Here is a 21,641-nt window from a genome sequence, read left to right on the forward strand (position 1 = left end):
ACAATCGCTGCACTCGCGCGCGCCGCGCACGTCACTAAAACGAATCTGCCTCACCCCTCATGCGTCTTCTTCACACCTCGGACTGGCATCTGGGCCAGAACTTCATGGGCAAGAGCCGTCAGGCCGAGCATCGGCAACTGATCGACTGGCTCGTGGCCCAGGTCGACGAGCATGCCGTCGATGCGGTCCTGATTGCCGGCGATATCTTCGATACCGGCACGCCGCCCAGCTACGCCCGCGAGCTCTACAGCGACCTCGTGGTGCGCCTGCACACGGCGGGCGTGGCGTTGCTCCTGCTCGGCGGCAATCACGATTCCGTGGCGACGCTGCGTGAAAGCAGCGCCTTGCTGGAGCGGCTTTCGGCGCGTGTCGTGCCTCACGCCGACGCGCCCGAGGCGCAGGTCCGCGTGTTGCCACTGCGCGCGAAAGCGACGCCCGGTTGCGTGGTCTGCGCCGTGCCCTTTATCCGCGCGCGCGACGTGATGCAAAGCGAGTACGGCCAAAGCGCCGAGCAGAAGCAGCAAACCTTGCAACTTGCGATTCAGGCCTATTATCAAGCGGTTTTCGTGGCCGCCGATGCGCGGCGCAAAGCGCTGGTAGCCGAACTCGGCCATGCCGTGCCGCTGATCGCGACGGGCCATCTCACGACGGTGGGCGCAAGCGCGAGCGAATCGGTGCGCGAAATCTACGTGGGCGCGCTCGAAGCGTTCCCCACCAGCGCGTTCCCTCCGGTCGATTACATCGCGCTCGGCCATATCCATCGCCCGCAGAAAGTGGGCGGCCTCGCGCATATCCGCTATAGCGGCTCGCCCATTGCGCTGAGTTTCGACGAAGCCTCGCAGCAAAAGGAAATGCTGCTGGTCGAGCTGGGCGAAGCGGGCCTTGAAGGCGTCACGCCGCTGCCAGTGCCGGTATTCCAGCCGCTCGTTGCGCTCAAGGGCAACCTCAAGACGCTGCCCGATGCGTTCGCGAACGCGGCAAAAGACGCCTCGCCCGAGCGCCCCGTGTGGATCGAAGTGACGGTCGCCGAAGACGATTATCTGGCCGATCTGCCCGCGCGCATCCAGACGCTGGCCGAAGGTCTGCCGCTGGAAGTGCTGCGCATTCGCCGCGAGCGCGGCAGCAACGTGGCGCAGTTATCGGCCGACGCGGGCGTGACCCTCGACGAACTCGATCCGCTCGACGTATTCGCGCGCCGTCTCGCACACGAAACGCTGGACGATGACATCCGCGACGCGCTCACCGCGCGCTACAAGGCCGTCGTTGCGTCCACCGTGGAGGGCGAGGCATGAAGATCCGCAGCCTGCGCCTGAAGAACCTCAACTCGCTCAAGGGCGAGTGGCATATCGACTTCACGAAGCCGCCGTTTACCGATAACGGCCTGTTCGCCATCACCGGCCCGACCGGCGCGGGCAAGTCCACGCTGCTCGACGCGATCTGCCTCGCGCTCTATCACGAGACGCCGCGTCTGAAGACACTTTCGGCAACCGCGAACGACATCATGACGCGCCACACGGCGGACTGCCTCGCCGAAGTGGTGCTCGAAGTGAAGGGCGAAGTGTTTCGCGCCTTCTGGAGCCAACGCCGCGCGCGCGACAAGGTCGATGGCGCTTTGCAGCAGCCCAAGGTCGAACTCGCAAGCGGCGACGGCACGATCCTCACCACTCATATCAACGAGAAACTGCGCCGCGTGACCGAGATCACGCGGCTCGATTTTCCGCGCTTCACGCGCTCGATGCTGCTTGCGCAAGGCGGCTTCGCGGCCTTCCTCAACGCCACGGCGAACGATCGCGCGGAACTGCTCGAAGAGCTGACCGGCACGGAAATTTACGGCGAAATCTCGCGTCGCGTGTTCGAGCGCGCGGGCGAAGCGCGCGACGCGCTCAAGCAGTTGCGCGCGAAAGCCGAAGGCATGGAATTGCTCGACGCCACGCAGCGCGCGACGATCGAACAGGACATCGTCACCCTCACGGGCCAGTTGAGCGCAGCAGGCGTGCAGACAAAAACGTTGCACGCGCAACGTCAATGGCGTCGAGACCTCATTCAAGCCGAAGCCGATACGCAAACGGCGCTCGTGCGCGAAACCGCGGCGGCCGCCGCGCTCGACGCCGCCGCGCCGGAACTGGAACGGCTTGCCGCAAGCGAGCCCGCCGAAGCGCTGCGCCCCACTCACCTGGCCGTGCAGCAGGGCGAGGCGGCCTGCCGTCAATCGGACGCCGAACTAACCGCGTTGCGTCTGGAGCGCACCCAGCGGCTGACCGCGCAACGGCAGCAATATGGCGCGACGGCTACGCTCGCCGCGCGCATCGTGCGTGACGGCGACGCGCAACTTGCGCGGCTCGAAGCGGAACAGCGCAGCCTCGATACGTACTGTGCGTCGAATCGACATCTTGCCGAGCTAGGCGAGCGCGCTGGCGCATGGCGTCAGCAATTCGAGCAGCGCAAGCGCATGGCTGCGGATATCGCCGCGCGCGCAAGGCAGCTTGGCGATGTGGAGCGGCAACAGAACGAGCAGCGCACGCAGCGTGAGCAACATGCAGCGACGCTTGGCGCCGCTGAGCGCGCGAAGAGCGAAGCGGACGCGGGCCTGCAAACACTTCAGACGGCGCAGCAAACTCGCCTGGCGGGACAAACGCTCGCGCAGTTGCGCGAGATAGGTCACGCGTCCCAGGTGACGTTCACGCGCTGGCAGCAACTGGAAACCGTGGCCGAGCGCAGGCGCGCGCTCGCCGATGAAGAACAGACGCTGGCAGCTTCCATAACGCGCACGCTAGGCGATATCGACGCCAAAGCTGCGGAATCGCAAACGCTCCAGCAATCGCATGTGCAGTTGCTGGCTCGCGTCGAAGACAAGCAAAAGCTGCTCGAACAGGAGCAGATGATCCGCAGCCTCTCGCAACATCGCGAGCAATTGCAGCCCGGCGATGCGTGTCCGTTGTGCGGCTCGCACGAACACCCGGCAATCGACGCGTATCGCGCGCTCGATGAATCCACGACGCAGGCCGCGTTGCAAGCGGCGCGCGCGGAATGGCAGGCTTGCGCGCAGCGTCTGAATGGCAGCGAGCAGGCCTTGTCGGCGCTGCGTGCGACTCTCGCGCAGCAGCGCGCGCAACATGAACAACTGGCCGTTCGCGTCGCGCAGAATCGCGAGGAATGGGACGCTCTGGTCACCGAGCTTGCAACGCGGACCCTTGAAGCCGATGCATGGCAACATGCCGATGCACTCGCATCCGCGCGCGAAGCGGCGGGTCGCACCGCGCAGCAACTCAAGCAGCAACTCGACACCGCCGAAGAAGCCGAAGCCGCCCTCACCCGCGCGCGCGAAGCGAACACGCGTTGCGCCGACGCGCTTCAGGCCGCCCGCGCCCGCGCCGATTTGCTCGAACAATCGCTAAAGAGCCTGCAGGAGCGCAGCGAAGATCTCGCCCGCGAGCGCGCCACGCTGCAAGTTGCGCACGACGACGAATCCACGGTCCTCCTCGACGCGTTGCGCGCGGGCGGCTACGCGCTCGACGCCCTGCCCGACGACTCCGCCACCTGGCTGGCCGCGCGCGGCGCCGAATGGCGTCAATGGCAGGAAACGCAACAGCGCCTTCAGGCGCTCGGCCAGAATCTCGTGCGCCAGCGCGCCCTGTGCGAAACCGCCAGCGCTCAATGGCAGACGTGGCGCGAACGATGCGCTGGCATCGGCGTGGAGACGGTACACGCCAATGCTTCGGCATCCTTATTTGATGAAGAGGAAGCGGACGGCGACGCCTCGCCGGAAGACTTCGCAGCCAGCACCACACGCGCCGATGCCTTGACGCGCGAGCTGGCCGCGCTCGACGGCCAGTTGAGCCATCTCGAACGCACGCTCGCGCAACAGCGCACGGCGCTCGAAGAAACCACCAAAGCCTGGCAAGCGGCGCTCGCGCAAAGCCCCTTCGCCGATCAAGCGGCTTTCCTCGCCGCCTTGCTGCCGACAGAAGAACGCAAGCGGCTGCAGGCTCTCAAACAGCAACGCGAACAGGACAAGCAGACCGCCAGCGCCCTGCTGCAAAGCACGCGCGGCAAGCTCTCAAGCCTGCAAGCCGTCGAGCCGCCCGTGCGGACCGACGCGACGCTCGAAGCGCTGGAGGCACAACTCGATACGCTCGAAAAAGAATGCGCGGCGCTCAACGAGCGTCTGGGCCATCAGCGCGGGCTACTGACGCGCGATGCGCAGCAGCGCGAAAGCCAGCGTGCGCTGTTCGAACAGATCGAGGCGCAATCGCAGGATGCCGATCTCTGGCAGCGGCTCGACTCGCTGATTGGTTCGGCGAAGGGCGACAAGTTCCGCCGCTTCGCGCAGGGCCTCACGCTCGATCATCTGCTTGCGCTCGCCAACCGCCATCTCGACCGGCTGCACGCGCGCTATCTGCTGCGCCGCAAATCGACGGGCGAGCTGGAACTGGAGATCGTCGATGGCTGGCAGGCCGACGCCACGCGCGACACGCGCACGCTCTCGGGCGGCGAGAGCTTTCTCGTGAGCCTGGCGCTCGCGCTCGCGCTATCGGATCTCGTGAGCCACAAGACGTCGATCGATTCGCTGTTCCTCGACGAAGGCTTTGGCACGCTCGATGGCGACACGCTCGAAATCGCGCTGGATGCGCTCGATACGCTCAACGCGAGCGGCAAGATGATCGGCGTGATCAGTCACGTCGAAGGGCTGAAGGATCGTATCGCCACGCAGATCCGCGTGGAGAAAGGCGGCGGAATCGGGCATTCGCGGCTGGTGCTTTAAGGCACCCGCCCACGCGATTCAAGGGTTGTTTTCAAGTCCCGCGAGATGATTGAGCATCTCGCGGCCGATCGTGCCTTCGCCGCGCGCCACTAGTGCCTCGCCCGCGCCGCGAATGTCGCGCGCTTCCTTGTTCTGCCCCAGCTTGCGCTTGCCCACGAGACGCGTGATCTCGATCTCCAGCCCGACGATGGCCTTGAGCATGGTGTCGAGATAGTCGGTGGGCGCGTCGCCCATCTTCCAGGGCTGCGGCTCGTCCGCCTCGTGCGTGCGCGTGAGGCGCGCGACCACGCCGCGCACGAACTTTTCGTCGTCGCGGATGCGGATACGGCCATGCGCATGCACGACCACGTAGTTCCACGTGGGGACCTGGCGATGGGTTTCGTGCTTGCTCGGGTACCAGGTGGGCGAGATATACGCGTCGCCCGCACGGAAAATGGCGAGCACTTCGTCGCCATCCTTGACGTCCTGCCAGAGCGGATTGGCGCGCGCGACGTGGGCATGCAGCGTGCCGAAAGTACCCGGCGCACCCATATTGTCAAGGAGTTCGAACGGAATGTGATTGGCGTCCAGACCGCTTGCGCCATGCGTGACCAGCGTGCCGAACGGATGCTGCGCGATCAGCGCGTGCAGGACTTCCGGGCGGGATTCGTCGAAATGGGCGGGGACGTACATGGCGGCTCCACGATGCGGGTGTGGCGCACGGCGGCCGGGCCATGCGCGGATGGGGAAACCCTGATTGTCGCGCTAAAGCGCGCCCGGTTGTAGAGCCAGCGCCGCACGCAAACGGGGAACCAGAAAGAGCGAGCGCGAGAAAAGCGCCCTAGCCCGCCAGTTCGACCTCGACGCGTTGCAGCGCGCGAAACGGCTCCAACGTATCCTCGCTCGCACTCGCCGACGTGATCAGCCGCCAGTCTCGCTCCAGCGGCGTCCAGTGCTGCTGACGCGCGCGACCGAGCTTGTCGGAGTCCGCCAGCACGATCACCTGCGCCGCGCGCCGGATCATGCAGTCCTTGAGCGACGCCTGCTGCGCGCTCGCTTCGCACAGGCCGAAGCCGGCCACCACGCCATCCGCGCCCAGAAATGCGGTATCCACGCTCACGCGCGACAGCAGCAGTTCCGCGAGCGGCCCGAGCGTGCTCATGCTGGTGCTGCGCAGATCGCCGCCGAGCAGCGTGACTTCGATGCCCGGCGCGTTCGCGAGCGTCATCACGGCCAGCAGATTGTTGGTGATGACGTGCAGATCCGTGCGCGTGACCAGATGGCGCGCGAGCGCCGCGCAGGTGGTGCCGCCGTCGAGCATGACGGTGTCGCCGTCGCGCACGTGCGCCGCGGCCGCCAGCGCGATCAGCTCTTTCTGTTCGCGCTGCGCCGCCTTGCGCTCTTCGAGCGAGGCTTCCGGCTCGTGCACGCCGACCAGCGCCGTGGCGCCGCCATAAGTGCGAACGAGGCGGCGCTGCTTGTGCAGCACGGCCAGATCGCGGCGGATCGTGGCTTCCGACACGCCCAGCGCCTCCGTCAACTGTTCGACGTTGGCCTCGCGCGTTTGCACGAGTTCGAGGATGGCGCGGTGACGGTCGGATGCTTTCATTGCATGGGGTGGGGATGAACGGACCCGGCGATCTTACACGATGGCGCGCGGGCCTCGTCCCCACTCAGGCGATACGGCAACGTCAACGCCGCGTGGCCAGCTCCGCGCCCTGGCGCAGCGCTTCGAGCAGACTGCCTTCATCGACCACGCCCTTGCCCGCGATATCGAACGCCGTGCCGTGATCGACCGAGGTGCGGATCACTTCGAGGCCCACCGTCACATTCACGCCCGCTTCGAGGCCCAGCACCTTCACGGGACCGTGGCCCTGGTCGTGATACATCGCCACCACGAGGTCGAAATCGCCGCGTCCCGCGCGGAAGAACAGCGTATCGGCGGGCAGCGGGCCGGTCACGTCCAGACCGCGCTCCTGCAGCAGCTTGACCGCCGGAATGATCTTCTCCTCCTCTTCGCCGTAGCCGAACAGGCCGTTCTCGCCCGCATGAGGATTGATCCCGCACACGCCGATGCGCGGCTTCGCGATGCCCGCCTTCACGAGCGTGGCGTTGCCGCGCTCGATCGTGCGCTGCACGAGGCCCGGCTCGATCTTGCGGATCGCGTCGATGATGCCGATGTGCGTCGTCACGTGGATCACGCGCAGTTGCGGCGCGACCAGCATCATCGACACTTCCTCGACGCCCGTGAGGTGCGCGAGCATTTCCGTGTGGCCCGGGTATTTGTGGCCGCCCGCATGCAGCGCTTCCTTGTTGAGCGGGGCCGTGCAGATCGCGTCGATCTGCTTACCCTGCGCGAGTTCGACCGCGCGCGCGATGTACTGATACGCCGCGTCGCCCGCCAGCGCCGAAAGCTGGCCGAAGGGCAAATCGTCGGGGATCAGGTTCAGGTCGATCACATCGATCGTGCCCGGCTCGTAGCGCGCTTCGGACGGATCGTTCACGCGGCGCACCGCGAGCTTCAGCCCGCAGATGGCGATGGCGCGTTCGAGCCGGCGCGCGTCGCCGATCACGACGGGGCGGCATTGCGCGTAGACCTGCGCGTGCGTGAGACTCTTCGCGACCACCTCGGGGCCGACGCCGGCGGCGTCGCCCATCGTGATGCCGATGACGGGGATATAGGTGCTCATAAATTCCTCAAGGGTGCTGAACAGGCGTCGGCGCGCGGCTCATTGAGAGGCCTCGCGCGCCGTGCGCGCTGATGTCGGGGGTTATGTACTGTGTGTTGTGTCTTGTTTCGACTCATCGCTGTGCATGTCGCCGCGCCGGTCGCCGAGATGGCGCCACGCCGCGTACAGCGCCTCGTCGGTGCCGAAAGCGCCCGCCTTGGTAACGACGGCGGGCCGGTCGTGCGTGCCGATATGCGTCGGCGTAAGCGTATGCGGACGCGCCACGGCCACGCCCGCCTCGATTTCGGCGATCAGGCGCAGGCTGCCGATGCCCGCGGCGTCGAGCATCGCGCGCGCGGTCTCGCCGCCCGTGGCAATCAGGCCGCCAAGGCGCGCGAAGTGCGGCGCGACCAACGCGGCCAGCATTGCCGAAAGATGCGCGCCTTCGGCGGGATCGAACGCATCATCGCGGCCAATGCGCAGGAGCAAATCGGCGTGTTCTTGCGCCGCGCCGAGGGCTACGCCGATGCGAGTCCCCCATTGCGCCCAGTGCGCGTGCGCCGGCCCGGCGCGCAGCACCTCGGGCGGCACCACGAGTTCGGCGAGTTTGGCGACTTCCACGCGCTCGCGCAGCACGGCGCACTGACGCTCGCCCACGGCGGACAGGCTGCCGACCAGCACGAGAATCGGGCCTGGCGCGCTGCCGCCTTTGTCGTCGATATCGCTGGCGCGAGCCGCTTCGAGCGTCGCCAGTTCGCGCGCAAGCCCGCCCGAGCCGACCCAGAAAAACGCGCTATCGAGTTCGAGCGTCGCGCGGGCCAGCGCGCGCAGATCTTCGGCGCTTTCGGCGTCCACGATCAAGGCCTGCGCGCCTTCCGGGCCTTCCGAGGCGATCAGCGCGGTGCGGCGCGCGAGCGCGCGCGGCTCGTCATGCAGCAGGGCCGCATTGAAGCGCTCGCTTTTGAGGCCCGCGCTTGCCAGCATCGCGGCCATATCGGCCGGGCGGCCCGCGTGTTCGAGTTGCCAGGTTTGTGTCTGTTCGAGCGGCACGCCGTGCACGACCAGCGCGCCGCCGCGCACCGTGCGGCCCGTCGCCGGAAACGCGGGCGCAACGATCGCCAGACCCGCGCGCGCCTGCAAAGCCGCGACTTCGGCGGCCCAGTTGCCGCGCAGCGTCGAATCGATCTTCTTGTAGAGGCGTCGTTCGCGGCCCAGCGCGGCGAACGCCTGCGCGGTGCGGGCAGCGGCTTCGGCGGGCGCGAGGCGGCGCGTGTCGGTGTCGGCGGCGATCACGTCGGCGTCGTTCGGCGTAGCGCTCGACGGCACTTCGCGCGCGTCACCCGACGCATCGAGCGTCACCACCGTGCGATGGCCCGCGCTCGCAAAGCCGATCGCGCAGTCGGCGGCGCCCGAAAGATCGTCGGCGATGATCAACAGCTTCATGGAGCGAGCCTCTTGCTTTCGCGTGCCTGCGTGTGATTTTGCGGGCGGCTCGCTTCGCGCGTTGCTTCACGCGTTGCGTCACGCGCGGCCTCGCGCGCCTGTGCCCGCTTCGCCACCCAGGCCGTGAGCACCGGCGAGGCGATCGCCGTCACCACCACGCAGGCGGCGACCAGCAGCGTCGCGCTTTGCGCCGCGTGTTCGTAGACCGGATTGGCCGCCGCGACCAGCGCGGGCACGGCGGCGGCGTTGCCTGCCGTGTTGGCGGCCGCCACGCCGGCCACACCCGTGCCGCCGGTCACGCGATCGGCGAAGTAGAGCGGAATGCCCGTGACGATCACCACGGCGACACCCAGACCGATGCCCAGCAAACCGGCCTGCCAGACCTTGTGCAGATCGAGGCCCGCGCCCAGCGCCAGCGCGAAAAACGGAATCATCACCGGCACGGCGCGCGCGAGGAAAGCGCGCATTTCGCGGTCCAGATTACCTAGCAGCATACCCGCGCACAGCGGCAGGATACTGCCCACCAGCGTCTGCCACGGGAACGCCGACAGCCCGGCCACGCCCATCGTGACCATGGTGAGGAACGGCCCCGACTCCAGCGACATGATGGTGTAGGCGCCCACGTCTTCCGAGCGGCCGTACTGGCCCATCAGCGCCATATAGAGACCGCCGTTGGTGTCGTTCATGGCGGCGACCACGGCCAGCGTCGAAAGCCCCGCGAACAGTCCCGAGGCGACCGGCTGCTCGCCGAGCAGATGGCCCAGCAGGATGCCCACCAGGATCGCCGCGCCCACCTTGGTCGCGAACAGCGCGCCGCCCTTCTTGAGCAGATAGGGCGTGGCCTTCACATCGATGCTCGCGCCCATGCAGACGTAGAACACCGCGAGGATCGGCAGCGCGCCGGTAAAGAGTGCGTTCGTGAACGAGCCGAAGAACTTCGGCAGGCCTGGCAGGAAGGTCGCGACGAGCGAGCCGGCCAGCAGCGGCACGATCATCATGCCGCCGGGAACGCGCTCGATAGCACGCTTGATGGGAATCTGAGCCATGGGAGTCTCCTCAATGATGATCCGATCGGCGCGCGCCTTGAGCCGGCGTGATCGCGCTGGGGATTTTGATCGGCTTGCTCACTTTTTTGATTGGAACGATCACGTCGGAGTGTATACGCGCTGGAGTAATTGCGCAATTCGCTCATTGATTTGATCGAAACGATCAAAATCAGGGACGGTTAGCGGAACGGACTCGATCGATCCCGACAAGCGCATGACCGGACTAGAGGCATCGTCAGATCGAAGGAATGGAACGCGTTTTTCGCAGTGCGTCCACATCTTCAGAACTACTGGTGGTATCGCCTGCGCAAACGCAGCGACGCGCCGGCCGTGATTTACAACGGCAGCCGGGCGTTTTATCTGGGCGTGGAAAAGAAGGAGGAGTCCGGCGCGCCTGCGCGTCGGTGGGCGGCGATGCCTGGGACGACGCGCGGCGGTTCTATCACGGCGCGCTGGAGGCAAGCTGTTCGCGAGGCGCGTGCATCTGCGTTCGCGCGAATTCCTCAGCGACGATTTCGCGCGAGACGCGCGCAAGGCGTATTTGATCGACTACCCCGGCCTGATCGGGATCGTGGGCGCCGATCCGGCAAGGCATACGACAAGCGCAACCGCTACGAGGCGAAGGCGCTGCGCGACGCCGCCGATCCCGCCGCCTGATCCGCGCCTTCCAGCAGTTCGAACAGCCGCGCGACGCGGCGGCGCTGCGTGGCGACGAGATCGTAGGTCGCTTCGAGGGCGCGCAGCCGCTTCTTCCAGTATTTGCCGTCGATGCCGCGCGGGCTGCGCGCCGCCTGCATACGGCTCATGTACTGCACCATGCGCTCGACGTGGTCGAGTTCGGCGTCCGCCAGGATGGCGGGCAGCAGGCCGCCGGTACCTTGAGTGGGGGTTTTCGGTATGGCGCTCATTGTTTTCCCGTTTTTTATTTGCCGCTCTGTCCGTCTATCCCCGGACGCGTCTGGCGGCGCGATGATGTTCGGCGCGTCCCGCAATGCTTTTCAGCGCCGATGGTCTCTGCCTTTCGTCATACGACAATAACCGCGTTCGGACGGCGGGCTTGACCATGCGTCTCAGTTTTCGATCCATGGAATATTTGGGGCCTATAGCCATCAAGCCGCATTCCGGTTGCTCCGCGCATCACGCCAAACGCTGCAAACCCCTTGCGCCCGCAACGACTTTGCAGCATCGCGTCCGCTTCATTTCCGCTATTTCCGGTTCAGCAATGGATTCATTCGTCATGCGGAATAACACCGCGGCCGATTCACCCGGCTTGCGCGTATACCCCGAAAACATTGGCTTTGCCGGCGCTTTCCCCTTTCGAATCAACGCGCCTCGCGCGCTGAAAATCGATTTAGGGGATTTTTTCCGGGTTTTTTTCGGGTTGCCTCACCTGATGTGCGCTTCTAGAATCGGAACGATCTAATACGGCGTCGCGCGAACCACACAAATCGCGCGTAGAAAAGGCGCCCATATAACGAGACTCAAGCAAGCATCAGGAGGACGATCCATGACAAATGCGCAGCACGCGCACCATCGAGCGCCCGCATGACGCTACCCAGGGAGAGACACACCATGGACGACATGCTGACGACATCGGCGCAAACCGTACTCGCCGACCTCTGCACCCCGCAATTCGTACGCGGCGTGGAGTTGACACAGGACCGCCGCGCCGGGCGCGAACTCTGGCGGCAACTTGAAGCACTCGGCCTGCTCGACGCGCTCGTGCCGCAGACCCAGGGCGGCGCCGATTTGCCGCTCGCACAGGCCGCGGGCGTGCTGTTCGCGTTCGGCCAGCACGCGCTGCCGCTGCCCGCCGCGCACACGATGATCGCGCGCCATCTGCTCGCCGCCGCCAACGTGGCCGCGCCGCGCGGCCCCATTGCGCTTGCGATCGCCGACGCCACGCAACGCGCGGCCTTCGTGCCCTACGGTCAGGTCGCCGACGCCGTGGTCGTGGAAACGTCCGCCGGCACCTGGCTGGTCGCGCTCAAATCTGCCTGCCTGGAGAAGCACGGCGACGGGCTGGACGCCACGGTGCGCTTCGACACGCGCACGGCGCAGCCGCTGCCCGCGCGCGGCATCGCGGAACTCGGCGCCATCGTGACTGCCGCCACCATGGCGGGCGCGATGCAGCGCGTGCTCGACATCAGCACCGCCTATGTGAACGGACGCGCGCCGGCCAGCCGCACCTGCAGCACCTTCCTCGCGCTTGAGCGCCAGTTGAGCGTGATGGCAGGCCACGTCGCCGCCACGCGCGCTGCCGCCGAACAAGGCTGCGCCGCGCATCGCAGCGGCGAGCAGCGGCTTGCCGGCGCCATCGCCAAGGCGCGCGCGAGCCGTGCGGCGCCGCTCGTGGCCAGCGGCGCGCATGGTCTGATGAGCACGGTCGGCAATGCAGAGAAGGTCGATCTTCAGTTGTTTACCCGACGCCTGCACGCGCAACGGCTGCAGTATGGCTCGGAAGCCTTCTGGGACGAGGTCGTGGTCGGCACACATGCGCGCGATCAGCGCTGTGTCGTCGATAACGATGTTGTGGGGATTTTCGACGCACTCGATGAGGTGGCGACGCTCGGGCACTGACGCGTTGACCCTTCCACGCGGTAACTGAAAACGCGCCTTTTCACGAGGCGCGTTTTTTTATGCCGCTCTACCGCGTCAAAACGCAACGTCCTCAGTCCGCGCGAGCGTCACGAACGGGCCATTCAGCGTGCGGTTGTGATGCGCGATGATGTCGCGCGCGTTCAGACCGGGCGAATCGACCGTGGTGTGCGCATCCTCGACCAGCACGGCGCGCAAGCCCAGATCGAACACCGCGCGGCAGGTCGTATCGACGCAATATTCCGTCTTCATGCCCACGATCACGAGTTCGTTCACGCCGGCATCGGCCAGCCGCTGCGCGAGATCCGTGCCGACAAAGCAATTGGGCCGCGTTTTCACCAACACGCCATCGCGTGCGGCATCCACGTCGAGCCCGCTCACGAGTTTCGTCAGTTCACTGTCCGGCGCGATCGGCGAACCCGCCGGCCCGGTGTGACGCACGGCATAAACCGGCGCATCGGCCGCGCGAGCGCGGGCAATCAGCGTGTTGATGTTGGCGAGCACGCGCGCGCCCTCGTAAGGCGGCGGATTGCCGTGGAAAAGACCAACCTGCATATCGACGATCAACAAAGCGCGTTGGCTGGGGGCGCTGGCCTGCATGGCGTTTCTCCTTGTGAAGCCGGAACGGACGGGAGAAACGACAAGGCCCCGTCCGTTACCGGCGGGGCCTTGTGGCAGATACGAATGAACCTTGCTCGCGTATCGACCTCACGACCCGCCAGAAGCGGTCGTGGTGGTCGTAGTCGTACGTGCGATGGCATGCAGGATCATGTCGTCGATGATGCAGGAAGTCGACGCCCAGCGTCAACCTGCCACGGCGATATTCGAACCGGCGAGACCGGATTTCGCCAAATCCAGCCACAGTCCCTACCCCCTGGATAGCGGCATAGCGTCGCGATTTCCAGAAAATGAGCCTGTCGTCTTAAAAAAATTGTTCTAGCGCAAAGGTGAAAGCTAGAATGCCGGGTTTGCCGCAAGGCGCGCCATTTTTGACCGGCTGCGCCAGCCTCGTCCCGAAGAAGGAATCCGACATGAAAGAACGCCTCGCCCGCGACCGCGAGACCGCCGCCCGCGCCGACGAAGCGGCCGATTCGTCCAGCGACGCCCCGTTGGTGAGCGCGCTCGCAAGGGGCATCCGGATCCTGCAGTGCTTTTCGATGGGGGCGTCGGAGCTGTCGGCGCGCGAACTGGTGGAGCGCACCGGCTTGCCCAAGCCCACGGCGCTGCGGCTCATCAATACGCTGTGCGAGTTCGGCCTGTTGCGCCACTCGGAGCGTATTTCGAAATACGTGCTGGGCACCGAGATGCTGAGCCTCGCCGCGCCCGCGCTCGGCCGCATGACGGTGCGCCAGATCGCGCGGCCGATGATGCAGGAGCTGGCCGACTACTGCCAGGGCCAGGTGAAGCTCGCCGTGGGCCATCGCATGAACCTCGCCTACTCGGAGGTGATTCAGGGCGCGGGCAGCGCGGTGTATCGCGCGGAGACCGGCACGCGGGTTTCGCTGTCGCGCACGGCGGCGGGACGCGCGTATCTGTGGGCCGTGCCGGGCGCGTCGCGCGAGCAGTATCTGCAAGACACGCTCGCGCTCGATCCCGCCAAGGGCGAGCTGCTCGCGCAACGGCTCGCGCAGGCGCAGCAGCAGCTACGCGAGATCGGCTGCACGGTGTCGTATGGCGACATGCAGCGCGAGATTCATTCGGTGGCGATTCCGCTGGCGTCGCCCATCGACGACGAATACTGGGTGTTCAGCTGTTCGATTGCCGTGTTCAATCTCAACGGTAATCAGTTGATCGACGACATCGCCCCGCGGCTGATGTCGCTCGTGCGACGCGTAGAGGCGTCGCTCGGCAGCATGAGCGGCGTCGCGCACGACATGGAAGCGCGGCCGTGGCGTCTGGCGGCGAACTAGCCTTCGCGCGTCCTTACGCGCAGCGCGCGCTCAGCCCGTTGCGACCGTCACCGATGGCGCCAGCGCCATCGGCGCGCCCGAAAGCTTGAGCTTGCCGCTGGCCACCAGTTGCGCGAGCGGCACGGGACGGCCCAGCAGGAAGCCCTGCACCTCGTCGCAGCCTTCGCCCGCGAGCAGGTCGAGCTGATCCTGGGTTTCGATGCCTTCGGCCAGCACGGGAATCCCAAGGCTCTTGCCGAGCGCCAGCACCGCGCGGATGATCGCCGTCGCCTGACGGCTCGATTCGGCTTCGCTCACGAAGGACTGGTCGAGCTTGATCTTGTCGAACGGGAACGAGCGCAGCGTGTCGAGCGACGAATACCCCGTGCCGAAGTCGTCGAGCGCAAGGCTCACGCCCAGCGCCTTGATGCGCTGGAGCGTTTCGAGCGAGCGCTCGCGGTCGGCGAAGATGGTCGATTCGGTCAGTTCGAGTTCGAGCCGCGATGGCGGCAGCCCGGTTTGCTCCAGCACCTCGGCCACCAGCGAGGGTAGGTCCGCGTGCGCGAACTGCACCGCCGACAGGTTCACCGCCACCTTGCACGGCGGCTGCCACGTGACGGCGCGCGAGCAGGCCTCGCGCAGCACCCATGCGCCAATCGCGAGAATCAGCCCGTTTTCCTCGGCCAGCGGAATGAACACGCCCGGCGAAATAAAACCGTGGCGCGGGTGCTCCCAGCGCAGCAGCGCCTCGTAGCCGCAGATTTCGCCGCTGGCGATCGAGGTTTGCACCTGGTAGTGCACGCTCAACTGCCCGCGCGAAAGCGCGTCGCGCAGATCGGCCGCCAGCGAGCGGCGCGCGCGCGCCATCTCGTCCATCTTCGGCTCGTAGAAGCACACCGAGCGCGTGAGATCCGCCTTCGCGCGGTACATCGCGAGATCGGCGTTATTGATGAGCACCGTCTTGGTGGTAGCGTCGTCCGGGTAGATCGCCACGCCCATGCTCGCGCCCGAGATCACTTCCCAGTCGTCGTAACGAATCGGGCGAAACAGCGCCGTCTCCAGCCGGTTCAGGAAATCGTCGAGCGACTCGCGGCGCGCGAAGCGGCGCAGCGCCACGAACTCGTCGCCGCCCACCCGCGCGACGAATTCGTCCTCGCGAACGAGGCTCTTGAAACGCAGCGCCAGTATCTTCAGCACTTCGTCGCCCGCATGATGGCCGCGCAGATCGTTGATGTCCTTGAAGCGGTTCAGGTCGATGCCGATGAGCGCCAGCTTGCCGCCATGCGCGGCGGTGCGCGTTATCTCGGCGTCGAGACGCTCGTTGAAGCCCGCGCGGTTGGGCAGGCCGGTGAGCATGTCGGACAGCGCCATGGTGCGCAGATGCTCGACCGATTCGGCGCGCACGCTGTCGTCGAGCAGGTAGCTCACGAGACCCGCACCCGCGATGATGAAGGCCATGCCCGCCACCGCCAGCGCGAGCGCCTGGAGCGCGGCGGGATTGGAGGCGTGCGTATCGATGGCGAGCGGTACGATCTCGAACGCGCACATGCCCGTGAAGTGAAGCGTGGCGATGGCGATCGCCAGCAGCGCCGCGACGAGGCCCACCTGGGAGCGCGCGCCTGTCACGCTGCCGCCCGTGCTCGCCGCGCCCGGCTTGCGAGAGGCCTGATCGAACGCGAGCGCGCTGAACCCGACCGAAAGCACGATCGACGTCACCAGATAGAGCCGGTTCCAGGTGACGATGCCCTCGACGCGATAGGCCGTCATGCCCGTGTAGTGCATCAGCGAGATAGCGAGCCCGACCAGCGCGCCGCCGAGCATGGGCGCGGCGCGCGTGAAGCCGCTGCACGCCACGAAGAGGCCGAGAAAGCTGCCGGCCAGCGCGATGAGCAGCGACACGATGGTCAGCACCGCATCGAAGGTCACGGGCACGCCCGGCTCGTAGCCGAGCATCGCCACGAAGTGCGTGCACCAGATCGCCACGGCCGCCGTGGTGGCGGCGAGGAACTGCCAGCCCGCGCGCTGCATGCCGCGCGTGGCGAACGCGCGCCGCACGAGGCGCGCCGTCACCCACGAGCCCGCGCCGCAGATCAGCACGGCCACGATGACGAGCCATGGATTGTGCTTGTAGACGATGCAGCCCAGCACGTTCATCACCGGAAGGCCTCCTTTGAGCCTGAATGGATTGGCGGCGCCAATCGTTGCAGTGGGCCGCACTGGCGGTTTGCGGCCCAGCCGGCACACAGCTCACGCGCAGGGGCGCGACGATATCACGGCGCCGCGCCTCGGTATCTGGCCGAAGCGTGCGCCATTGCCGAAAAGGGAAGTTCGGGACGGACGAGCCTCGCGCCACGCGCACGCAGCCCGTTCGCCAGTTTACGGCACCTGCGCGGCATAACTTTATAAAGCCCTTTTTTATTCGAGCATTTGCAAACGTTTCATGTAATTTTTCGGACAGATTGCCTGGATTCACGGTTGGCTGCGGTGAAAAACGTCATATGACGACGCCCGTTTTCGCTTCTTCAATAGAATCGGACTCCGTATCGACGAGAGGCCGGGAGGGCGAGCATGACGCGTGTTCTTGCTGACTTGGGATCAAGCTGTGCGCTTGCCTGTTTCTTGCGGCGCGCGGCGTGTTCGCTTTGCATGGCTGCGCTGCTTTCGGGGCCGGCGCGCGCCGTCCTGGCCGATGAAACTGGAAACACCGCGCCGTGGCACGTCGGCCTGACTACGCGCGTCATCCATCCCACCGTCGAGCGCAACTGGCGCGGCGCCGCCACGCAGCAACTGCTCACGCAGATCTGGTATCCCGTCGCGAGCGCCACGCCCGAAACGCCGCGCGACATTGGCCGCCCTGGCGATCCACTGTTTCGCGGCCATCCCGTTGCCAGCGACGCCGCGCTCGCCGGCGACGCGGACACGCGCTTTCCGCTCGTGCTGCTTTCTCATGGCACGGGCGGCAGCGCCAACGATCAGGACTGGCTCGCCAGCGCGCTCGCCGCGCATGGCTATATCGTGGCCGCCGTCAATCATCCGGGCAATAACGAACTCGAACCCCTCACGCGCGAGGGCTTCATGCTCTGGTGGGAACGCGCCGCGGATTTGAGCAACGTTTTGGACGCTTTATTGGCCGATGCGCAGTTTGGGACGCATATCGACCCGGCGCGCATCGGCGCGGCGGGGTTCTCGCTCGGCGGCTATACGGTGCTGGAAATCGCGGGCGCACGCACGGACGTGCACGCGCTGGAGGCATTCTGCCGCTCGCCGCAGGCGGATGCCATCTGCCATCCGCCCGAAGCGAAACGTCTGGTTGCAGGCGCAAGCGGTGCAAGCGCCCCGCTCCCGACGCCGCCGACGCCAGCCATGCGCGCCTCGTTCGCGCGCTCGGGCGACTCGTACCGCGACGCCCGCGTGCGGGCCGTGTTCGCGATCGCGCCCGCGCTGGGCGAAGCCTTCGACGCCGACGCCTTCAAGGACGTGACGATTCCCGTTGCCCTGCTCGCGGGGACCGCCGACACCACCGTACCGCCCGACACCAACGTGCGCCGCATCGCGGGCTTTCTGCGGCAGGCGAACCTGCGGCAGGCGAGCCTGACGATGGTGCCGGGCGCTTCGCACTACACCTTCCTCGACACCTGCCTGCCGGGCGCCGTCGAACGGCTGGCGCGCATCTGCAAGGACGGCCCTAGCGTCGATCGCGACGCCGTTCATGCGCTCGCGGCTCGGGAAGTGCTGGCGTTTTTCGCGCGCAACCTCAGATAGCGGCGTCGGCCGGCGCGAGCGTCACGCGCGTGGCCAGCGCGTTGAGCGCGATCGCGTGAATCATCTGGCTGACCGTCGTGCAGGCGTCGCTGAGCACGGTCACTTTCTTGTAGTCGTCGGCGCGGCGTGACAGCGCCGTATGCGTCACGCAGTTCTGCGTCATCATCCCGCACAGGATCAGTTCGTCCACGCCCAGACGCTGCAAGGTGTCGTGCAGCGTGGTGCGCTCGAAGGCATCGGCGAACTGCTTGACGACCACGGGCGCGTCGGGCGCGGCCGCCTGGATGCGCGCGTGCGTTTCGACGCCCACGGTGCCCGCGTTGAAGAACGGCGCGTTGCCTTTGGCGGCGTCGGCGACATGCTGGACGTGGATCACCGGCACGCCCTTCGCCTGCGCCCGCCCGATGGCGCGCTCGACCACGGCGAGCGTGGCGTCGGCGTTCCATAGCTCGAACGCCCCGCCCGGGAAGTAGTCGTTCTGGAGGTCGATGACGATCAGCGCGGGTTGGCTCATGCTAAAGCTCCTGGTCTTTTGATTGAGTGCGCGAAAAGAGGCAAAGTGTACAAAGAGGTGCGAGAAAGTTCGCGCCGATCAGTCTACGCGAGCGCGGCGCGCATCATGGCTTCCGAGGCGCGACCGCCGCACCGGAACCCGTTAAAAACCCCAATAGCACGATCGTTCTATTTTAGTGTAGGCTGGCGCTCTCACTCGTCACCTTCTTCGCGAGACTGCCTGCCATGTCGCTGATCTTCTCCCGCCGTGACCTGAATTTCCTGCTTTACGAATGGCTCGACGTCGAGCGTCTCACGCGCATCGCGCGCTACGCCGATCATTCGCGCGAGACCTTCGACGCCGCGCTCGACACCTGCGAGAAGATCGCCACCGACCTGTTCGCACCGCACAACAAGAAGAACGACCAGCACGAGCCGCACTTCGACGGCGAAACCGTCACTATCATCCCCGAGGTCAAGACCGCGCTGAAGGCCTTCTGCGAAGCGGGCCTGATGGCGGCGGGCCAGGACTACGAATACGGCGGCATGCAGTTGCCGCTGGTGGTCGAAAAAGCCGGCTTCGCGTGGTTCAAGGCCGCCAACGTCGGGTCGAGCGCCTATCCGTTCCTGACCATCGGCAACGCGAATCTGCTGCTCGCGCACGGCAGCGAACGGCAGATCGAAACCTTCGTGAAGCCCGAACTCGAAGGCCGCTACTTCGGTACGATGTGTCTTTCCGAGCCGCAGGCGGGATCGTCGCTCTCGGACGTGGCCACCCGCGCCGACTACGAGGGCGAGTCGCCGCTGGGCGCGCAGTACCGGCTGCGCGGCAACAAGATGTGGATCTCGGGCGGCGAGCATGAACTGTCGGAGAACATCGTGCATCTGGTGCTCGCGAAGATCCCGGGCCCGGACGGCAAGCTGATTCCCGGCGTGAAGGGAATCTCGCTGTTCGTGGTGCCGAAGTACCTCGTCAATGACGACGGCACGCGCGGCGAGCACAACGACGTCGTGCTCGCCGGCCTCAATCACAAGATGGGCTATCGCGGCACGACGAACTGCCTGCTCAATTTCGGCGAAGGCACGAAGTACACGCCGGGCGGCCGCGCGGGCGCGATCGGCTATCTGGTGGGCGAGCCGCACCGGGGCCTGGCCTATATGTTCCACATGATGAACGAGGCGCGTATCGGCGTGGGTCTGGGCGCGACGATGCTCGGCTACACCGGCTATCTCCACGCACTCGATTACGCGCGTAATCGTCCGCAGGGTCGCGGCATGGGCGCGGCGGGCAAGGACCCTGCATCGCCGCAGATCAAGCTGGTCGAGCACGCCGACGTGCGCCGTATGCTGCTCGCGCAAAAGAGCTATGTGGAAGGCGCGCTTGCGCTCAACCTCTGGTGCGCGAAGCTCGTTGATGAGGCCCGCGCGATCGACGACGATGCCGCGCGCGAACCGCTCACGCTGCTGCTCGATCTGCTGACGCCGATCGCGAAGAGCTGGCCGTCGCAATGGTGTCTGGCCGCCAACGATCTCGCGATTCAGGTGCATGGCGGCTACGGCTACACGCGCGAATACAACGTCGAGCAGTTCTATCGCGACAACCGCCTCAATCCGATCCACGAAGGCACGCACGGCATTCAGGGCCTTGATCTGCTGGGCCGCAAGGTGACGATCCAGAACGGCGCGGCGCTCAAGCTGTTCGCGCAGCGCGTGCAGGCGACGCTCGATCGCGCGCGCTCGAACGGCGATGCGCAGGACGCCGCGCATGCACGCGCGCTTGAAGCGGCGCTTGGACGATTGATCGAGGTGACGCACGCGCTGTGGGCGGCGGGCGATGCGAACGTGACGCTGGCCAATGCTTCGGTGTACCTGGAAGCGTTCGGCCATGTCGTGGTAGCGTGGATCTGGCTCGAACAGGCGCTGACCGCGCGCGCGGCGCTCAAGCACGCGCAGGGCGACGACGCCGATTTTTATCGCGGCAAGCTGGCCGCGGCGACGTACTTCTTCGCGTGGGAACTGCCGAAGACATCCGCACAATTCGATCTGCTCACCTCGCTGGATCGCACGACGCTCGACATGCAGGACGCGTGGTTCTAAGCCATGGGTTCTGAAACGCGCGATGGCCACCGAGGCCATCGCGCGACGCACTTCACGAACCGAAGAACGGCACGCAGTAATCGGGCGGGCCAACACAATCGCCGGGCCCGTTCGGTTGCGGATGCAGGTTGGCGCAGCCGGAGATGGCCGCCGTCGCCACGGCGCACAGCGCCGCGCGCACGATGTAAGTGATGATGCGTGATTTCATGAGGTGAGAAACCCGGATATTTGGCCGCGATGCAAATGCCCGTCACGCCGCGCGGCCATGCCGGCATGACGGTTGCGTTCGATGACGTATCGACGATGCGTCAGTGATGTGCGTAGAGCGTGCCGTTGAGTGCCTTGAGTTCGCCGTCGTTCTGCGCCTGCACGAGCTCGTGGCGCACCTGGGCACGCGTGATGGGCACGCCGTCTTTATTCCACGCAGGCGCGGGCGTCGATACCACCGATACCACCGCCGTGCCGGTTGCAGGCGCCGACGCCGGGGCTTCCCCGGCAGACGGATCGCCCGGCAGACCGCCTGCGTGCGCAACCGCCGACACTGACACCAGCAGGACGGCCAGCGCGCCACTCCAACTCTTCTTCACCTCAGGCTCCTTTCCAGCCACCTGGCCGGTGCCGTTAATCCATTCATGCGGCAAGAATAGAGGCGCGAACCTGCGCGAATATCCGCAGGAAAATGAAGAAATGTTTAAGCGTGTGCTCATACGCAGCGTACGCTTCGATAAACGCCAATTCGATCAAGTGTCCTGAACGTCTTTCATACGCCCGCGTGAGCGCATGAATGATCGTCGCGCCATTCGATCCGCTTTCAGGCGCACATCTTGAGGCAAGGCCTCTTGTCGATAAACGCCCGCCCGCGCCGCGAATAGCCGCAAAAAAACAACACCTTCGTGTGCCATGC

18 protein-coding genes are annotated in these 21,641 nt (G+C 66.1%); 7 read left to right on the plus strand and 11 right to left on the minus strand.

Going from position 1 to position 21,641, the window contains the following annotated elements:
- Positions 1 to 59 precede the first annotated feature (59 nt).
- Positions 60 to 1,292 carry an exonuclease subunit SbcD gene (gene sbcD, locus B0G62_RS11835; RefSeq protein WP_103704365.1) on the plus strand — a complete coding sequence of 411 codons (1,233 nt, stop codon included), beginning with the start codon at positions 60 to 62 and terminating at the stop codon, positions 1,290 to 1,292.
- Positions 1,289 to 4,762, plus strand: coding sequence for an AAA family ATPase (locus tag B0G62_RS11840; RefSeq protein WP_103704366.1), 3,474 nt, complete (start codon positions 1,289 to 1,291; stop codon positions 4,760 to 4,762). Before sbcD ends, B0G62_RS11840 begins: the two co-directional genes overlap by 4 nt.
- 18 nt (positions 4,763 to 4,780) lie before the next feature.
- Here the strand turns inward: B0G62_RS11840 and B0G62_RS11845 are convergent, their stop codons facing one another.
- The 6 genes from B0G62_RS11845 to B0G62_RS11870 form a co-directional block, all read right to left on the minus strand.
- Positions 4,781 to 5,434 carry an FMN-binding negative transcriptional regulator gene (locus B0G62_RS11845; RefSeq protein WP_103704367.1) on the minus strand — a complete coding sequence of 218 codons (654 nt, stop codon included), beginning with the start codon at positions 5,432 to 5,434 and terminating at the stop codon, positions 4,781 to 4,783.
- 148 nt (positions 5,435 to 5,582) lie between these two features.
- Positions 5,583 to 6,350 carry a DeoR/GlpR family DNA-binding transcription regulator gene (locus tag B0G62_RS11850; RefSeq protein ID WP_103704368.1) on the minus strand — a complete coding sequence of 256 codons (768 nt, stop codon included), beginning with the start codon at positions 6,348 to 6,350 and terminating at the stop codon, positions 5,583 to 5,585.
- A gap of 82 nt (positions 6,351 to 6,432) precedes the next feature.
- Complete coding sequence (pdxA, locus tag B0G62_RS11855; protein WP_103704369.1) at positions 6,433 to 7,431, minus strand: 4-hydroxythreonine-4-phosphate dehydrogenase PdxA; 999 nt, start codon at positions 7,429 to 7,431, stop codon at positions 6,433 to 6,435.
- 81 nt (positions 7,432 to 7,512) lie between these two features.
- Positions 7,513 to 8,853: a four-carbon acid sugar kinase family protein gene (locus tag B0G62_RS11860; protein ID WP_103704370.1), complete on the minus strand. Its 1,341-nt coding sequence runs from the start codon at positions 8,851 to 8,853 to the stop codon at positions 7,513 to 7,515.
- Complete coding sequence (locus tag B0G62_RS11865; RefSeq protein ID WP_103704371.1) at positions 8,850 to 9,899, minus strand: 2-keto-3-deoxygluconate permease; 1,050 nt, start codon at positions 9,897 to 9,899, stop codon at positions 8,850 to 8,852. The genes B0G62_RS11860 and B0G62_RS11865 overlap by 4 nt, the downstream gene beginning before the upstream one ends.
- A 611-nt stretch (positions 9,900 to 10,510) precedes the next feature.
- Positions 10,511 to 10,807 (minus strand): hypothetical protein, encoded by a 297-nt coding sequence (locus tag B0G62_RS11870; protein ID WP_103704372.1) that lies wholly within the window; start codon positions 10,805 to 10,807, stop codon positions 10,511 to 10,513.
- Positions 10,808 to 10,890: 83 nt separating this feature from the next.
- On the opposite strand from B0G62_RS11870, the gene B0G62_RS31205 reads away from it, so the two are divergent.
- Both B0G62_RS31205 and B0G62_RS11875 read left to right on the plus strand, forming a co-directional pair.
- Positions 10,891 to 11,322, plus strand: coding sequence for a hypothetical protein (locus B0G62_RS31205; protein WP_167401229.1), 432 nt, complete (start codon positions 10,891 to 10,893; stop codon positions 11,320 to 11,322).
- Between the two features lie 149 nt (positions 11,323 to 11,471).
- Entirely contained in the window at positions 11,472 to 12,479 is a 1,008-nt protein-coding gene (locus B0G62_RS11875) for an acyl-CoA dehydrogenase family protein (RefSeq protein ID WP_103704373.1), read from the plus strand.
- A gap of 75 nt (positions 12,480 to 12,554) precedes the next feature.
- On the opposite strand, the gene B0G62_RS11880 is transcribed toward B0G62_RS11875, so the two are convergent.
- Positions 12,555 to 13,097, minus strand: coding sequence for a cysteine hydrolase family protein (locus B0G62_RS11880; protein ID WP_103704374.1), 543 nt, complete (start codon positions 13,095 to 13,097; stop codon positions 12,555 to 12,557).
- Positions 13,098 to 13,528: 431 nt separating this feature from the next.
- Between B0G62_RS11880 and B0G62_RS11885 the strand changes: the two genes are divergently transcribed.
- Positions 13,529 to 14,407 carry an IclR family transcriptional regulator gene (locus B0G62_RS11885; RefSeq protein WP_103704375.1) on the plus strand — a complete coding sequence of 293 codons (879 nt, stop codon included), beginning with the start codon at positions 13,529 to 13,531 and terminating at the stop codon, positions 14,405 to 14,407.
- A gap of 30 nt (positions 14,408 to 14,437) precedes the next feature.
- Here the strand turns inward: B0G62_RS11885 and B0G62_RS11890 are convergent, their stop codons facing one another.
- Complete coding sequence (locus B0G62_RS11890) at positions 14,438 to 16,540, minus strand: putative bifunctional diguanylate cyclase/phosphodiesterase (protein WP_208624223.1); 2,103 nt, start codon at positions 16,538 to 16,540, stop codon at positions 14,438 to 14,440.
- Positions 16,541 to 17,032: 492 nt separating this feature from the next.
- Between B0G62_RS11890 and B0G62_RS11895 the strand changes: the two genes are divergently transcribed.
- Positions 17,033 to 18,148, plus strand: a complete 1,116-nt coding sequence (locus B0G62_RS11895) for an alpha/beta hydrolase family protein (protein WP_103704377.1) — start codon at positions 17,033 to 17,035, stop codon at positions 18,146 to 18,148.
- Here B0G62_RS11895 and B0G62_RS11900 read toward each other — a convergent pair.
- Positions 18,141 to 18,662 (minus strand): cysteine hydrolase family protein, encoded by a 522-nt coding sequence (locus tag B0G62_RS11900; RefSeq protein WP_103704378.1) that lies wholly within the window; start codon positions 18,660 to 18,662, stop codon positions 18,141 to 18,143. The genes B0G62_RS11895 and B0G62_RS11900 overlap by 8 nt on opposite strands.
- A 224-nt stretch (positions 18,663 to 18,886) precedes the next feature.
- Between B0G62_RS11900 and B0G62_RS11905 the strand changes: the two genes are divergently transcribed.
- The gene (locus B0G62_RS11905) at positions 18,887 to 20,737 is read left to right on the plus strand and encodes an acyl-CoA dehydrogenase (RefSeq protein ID WP_103704379.1); all 1,851 of its coding nucleotides are present in this window, start codon (positions 18,887 to 18,889) and stop codon (positions 20,735 to 20,737) included.
- 52 nt (positions 20,738 to 20,789) lie between these two features.
- Here B0G62_RS11905 and B0G62_RS31635 read toward each other — a convergent pair whose 3' ends face one another.
- Together B0G62_RS31635 and B0G62_RS11910 are read right to left on the minus strand one after the other, a co-directional pair.
- On the minus strand, positions 20,790 to 20,945 hold the full coding sequence (locus tag B0G62_RS31635) for a hypothetical protein (RefSeq protein ID WP_167401230.1): 156 nt from the start codon (positions 20,943 to 20,945) through the stop codon (positions 20,790 to 20,792).
- Positions 20,946 to 21,045: 100 nt separating this feature from the next.
- A complete protein-coding gene (locus B0G62_RS11910; RefSeq protein ID WP_244193197.1) occupies positions 21,046 to 21,324 on the minus strand; it encodes a DUF4148 domain-containing protein in 279 nt (92 codons plus the stop codon).
- Positions 21,325 to 21,641 lie beyond the last annotated feature (317 nt).

This window comes from Paraburkholderia eburnea, from assembly GCF_002917095.1.
GTDB classification, from domain to species: Bacteria; Pseudomonadota; Gammaproteobacteria; order Burkholderiales; family Burkholderiaceae; genus Paraburkholderia; species Paraburkholderia eburnea.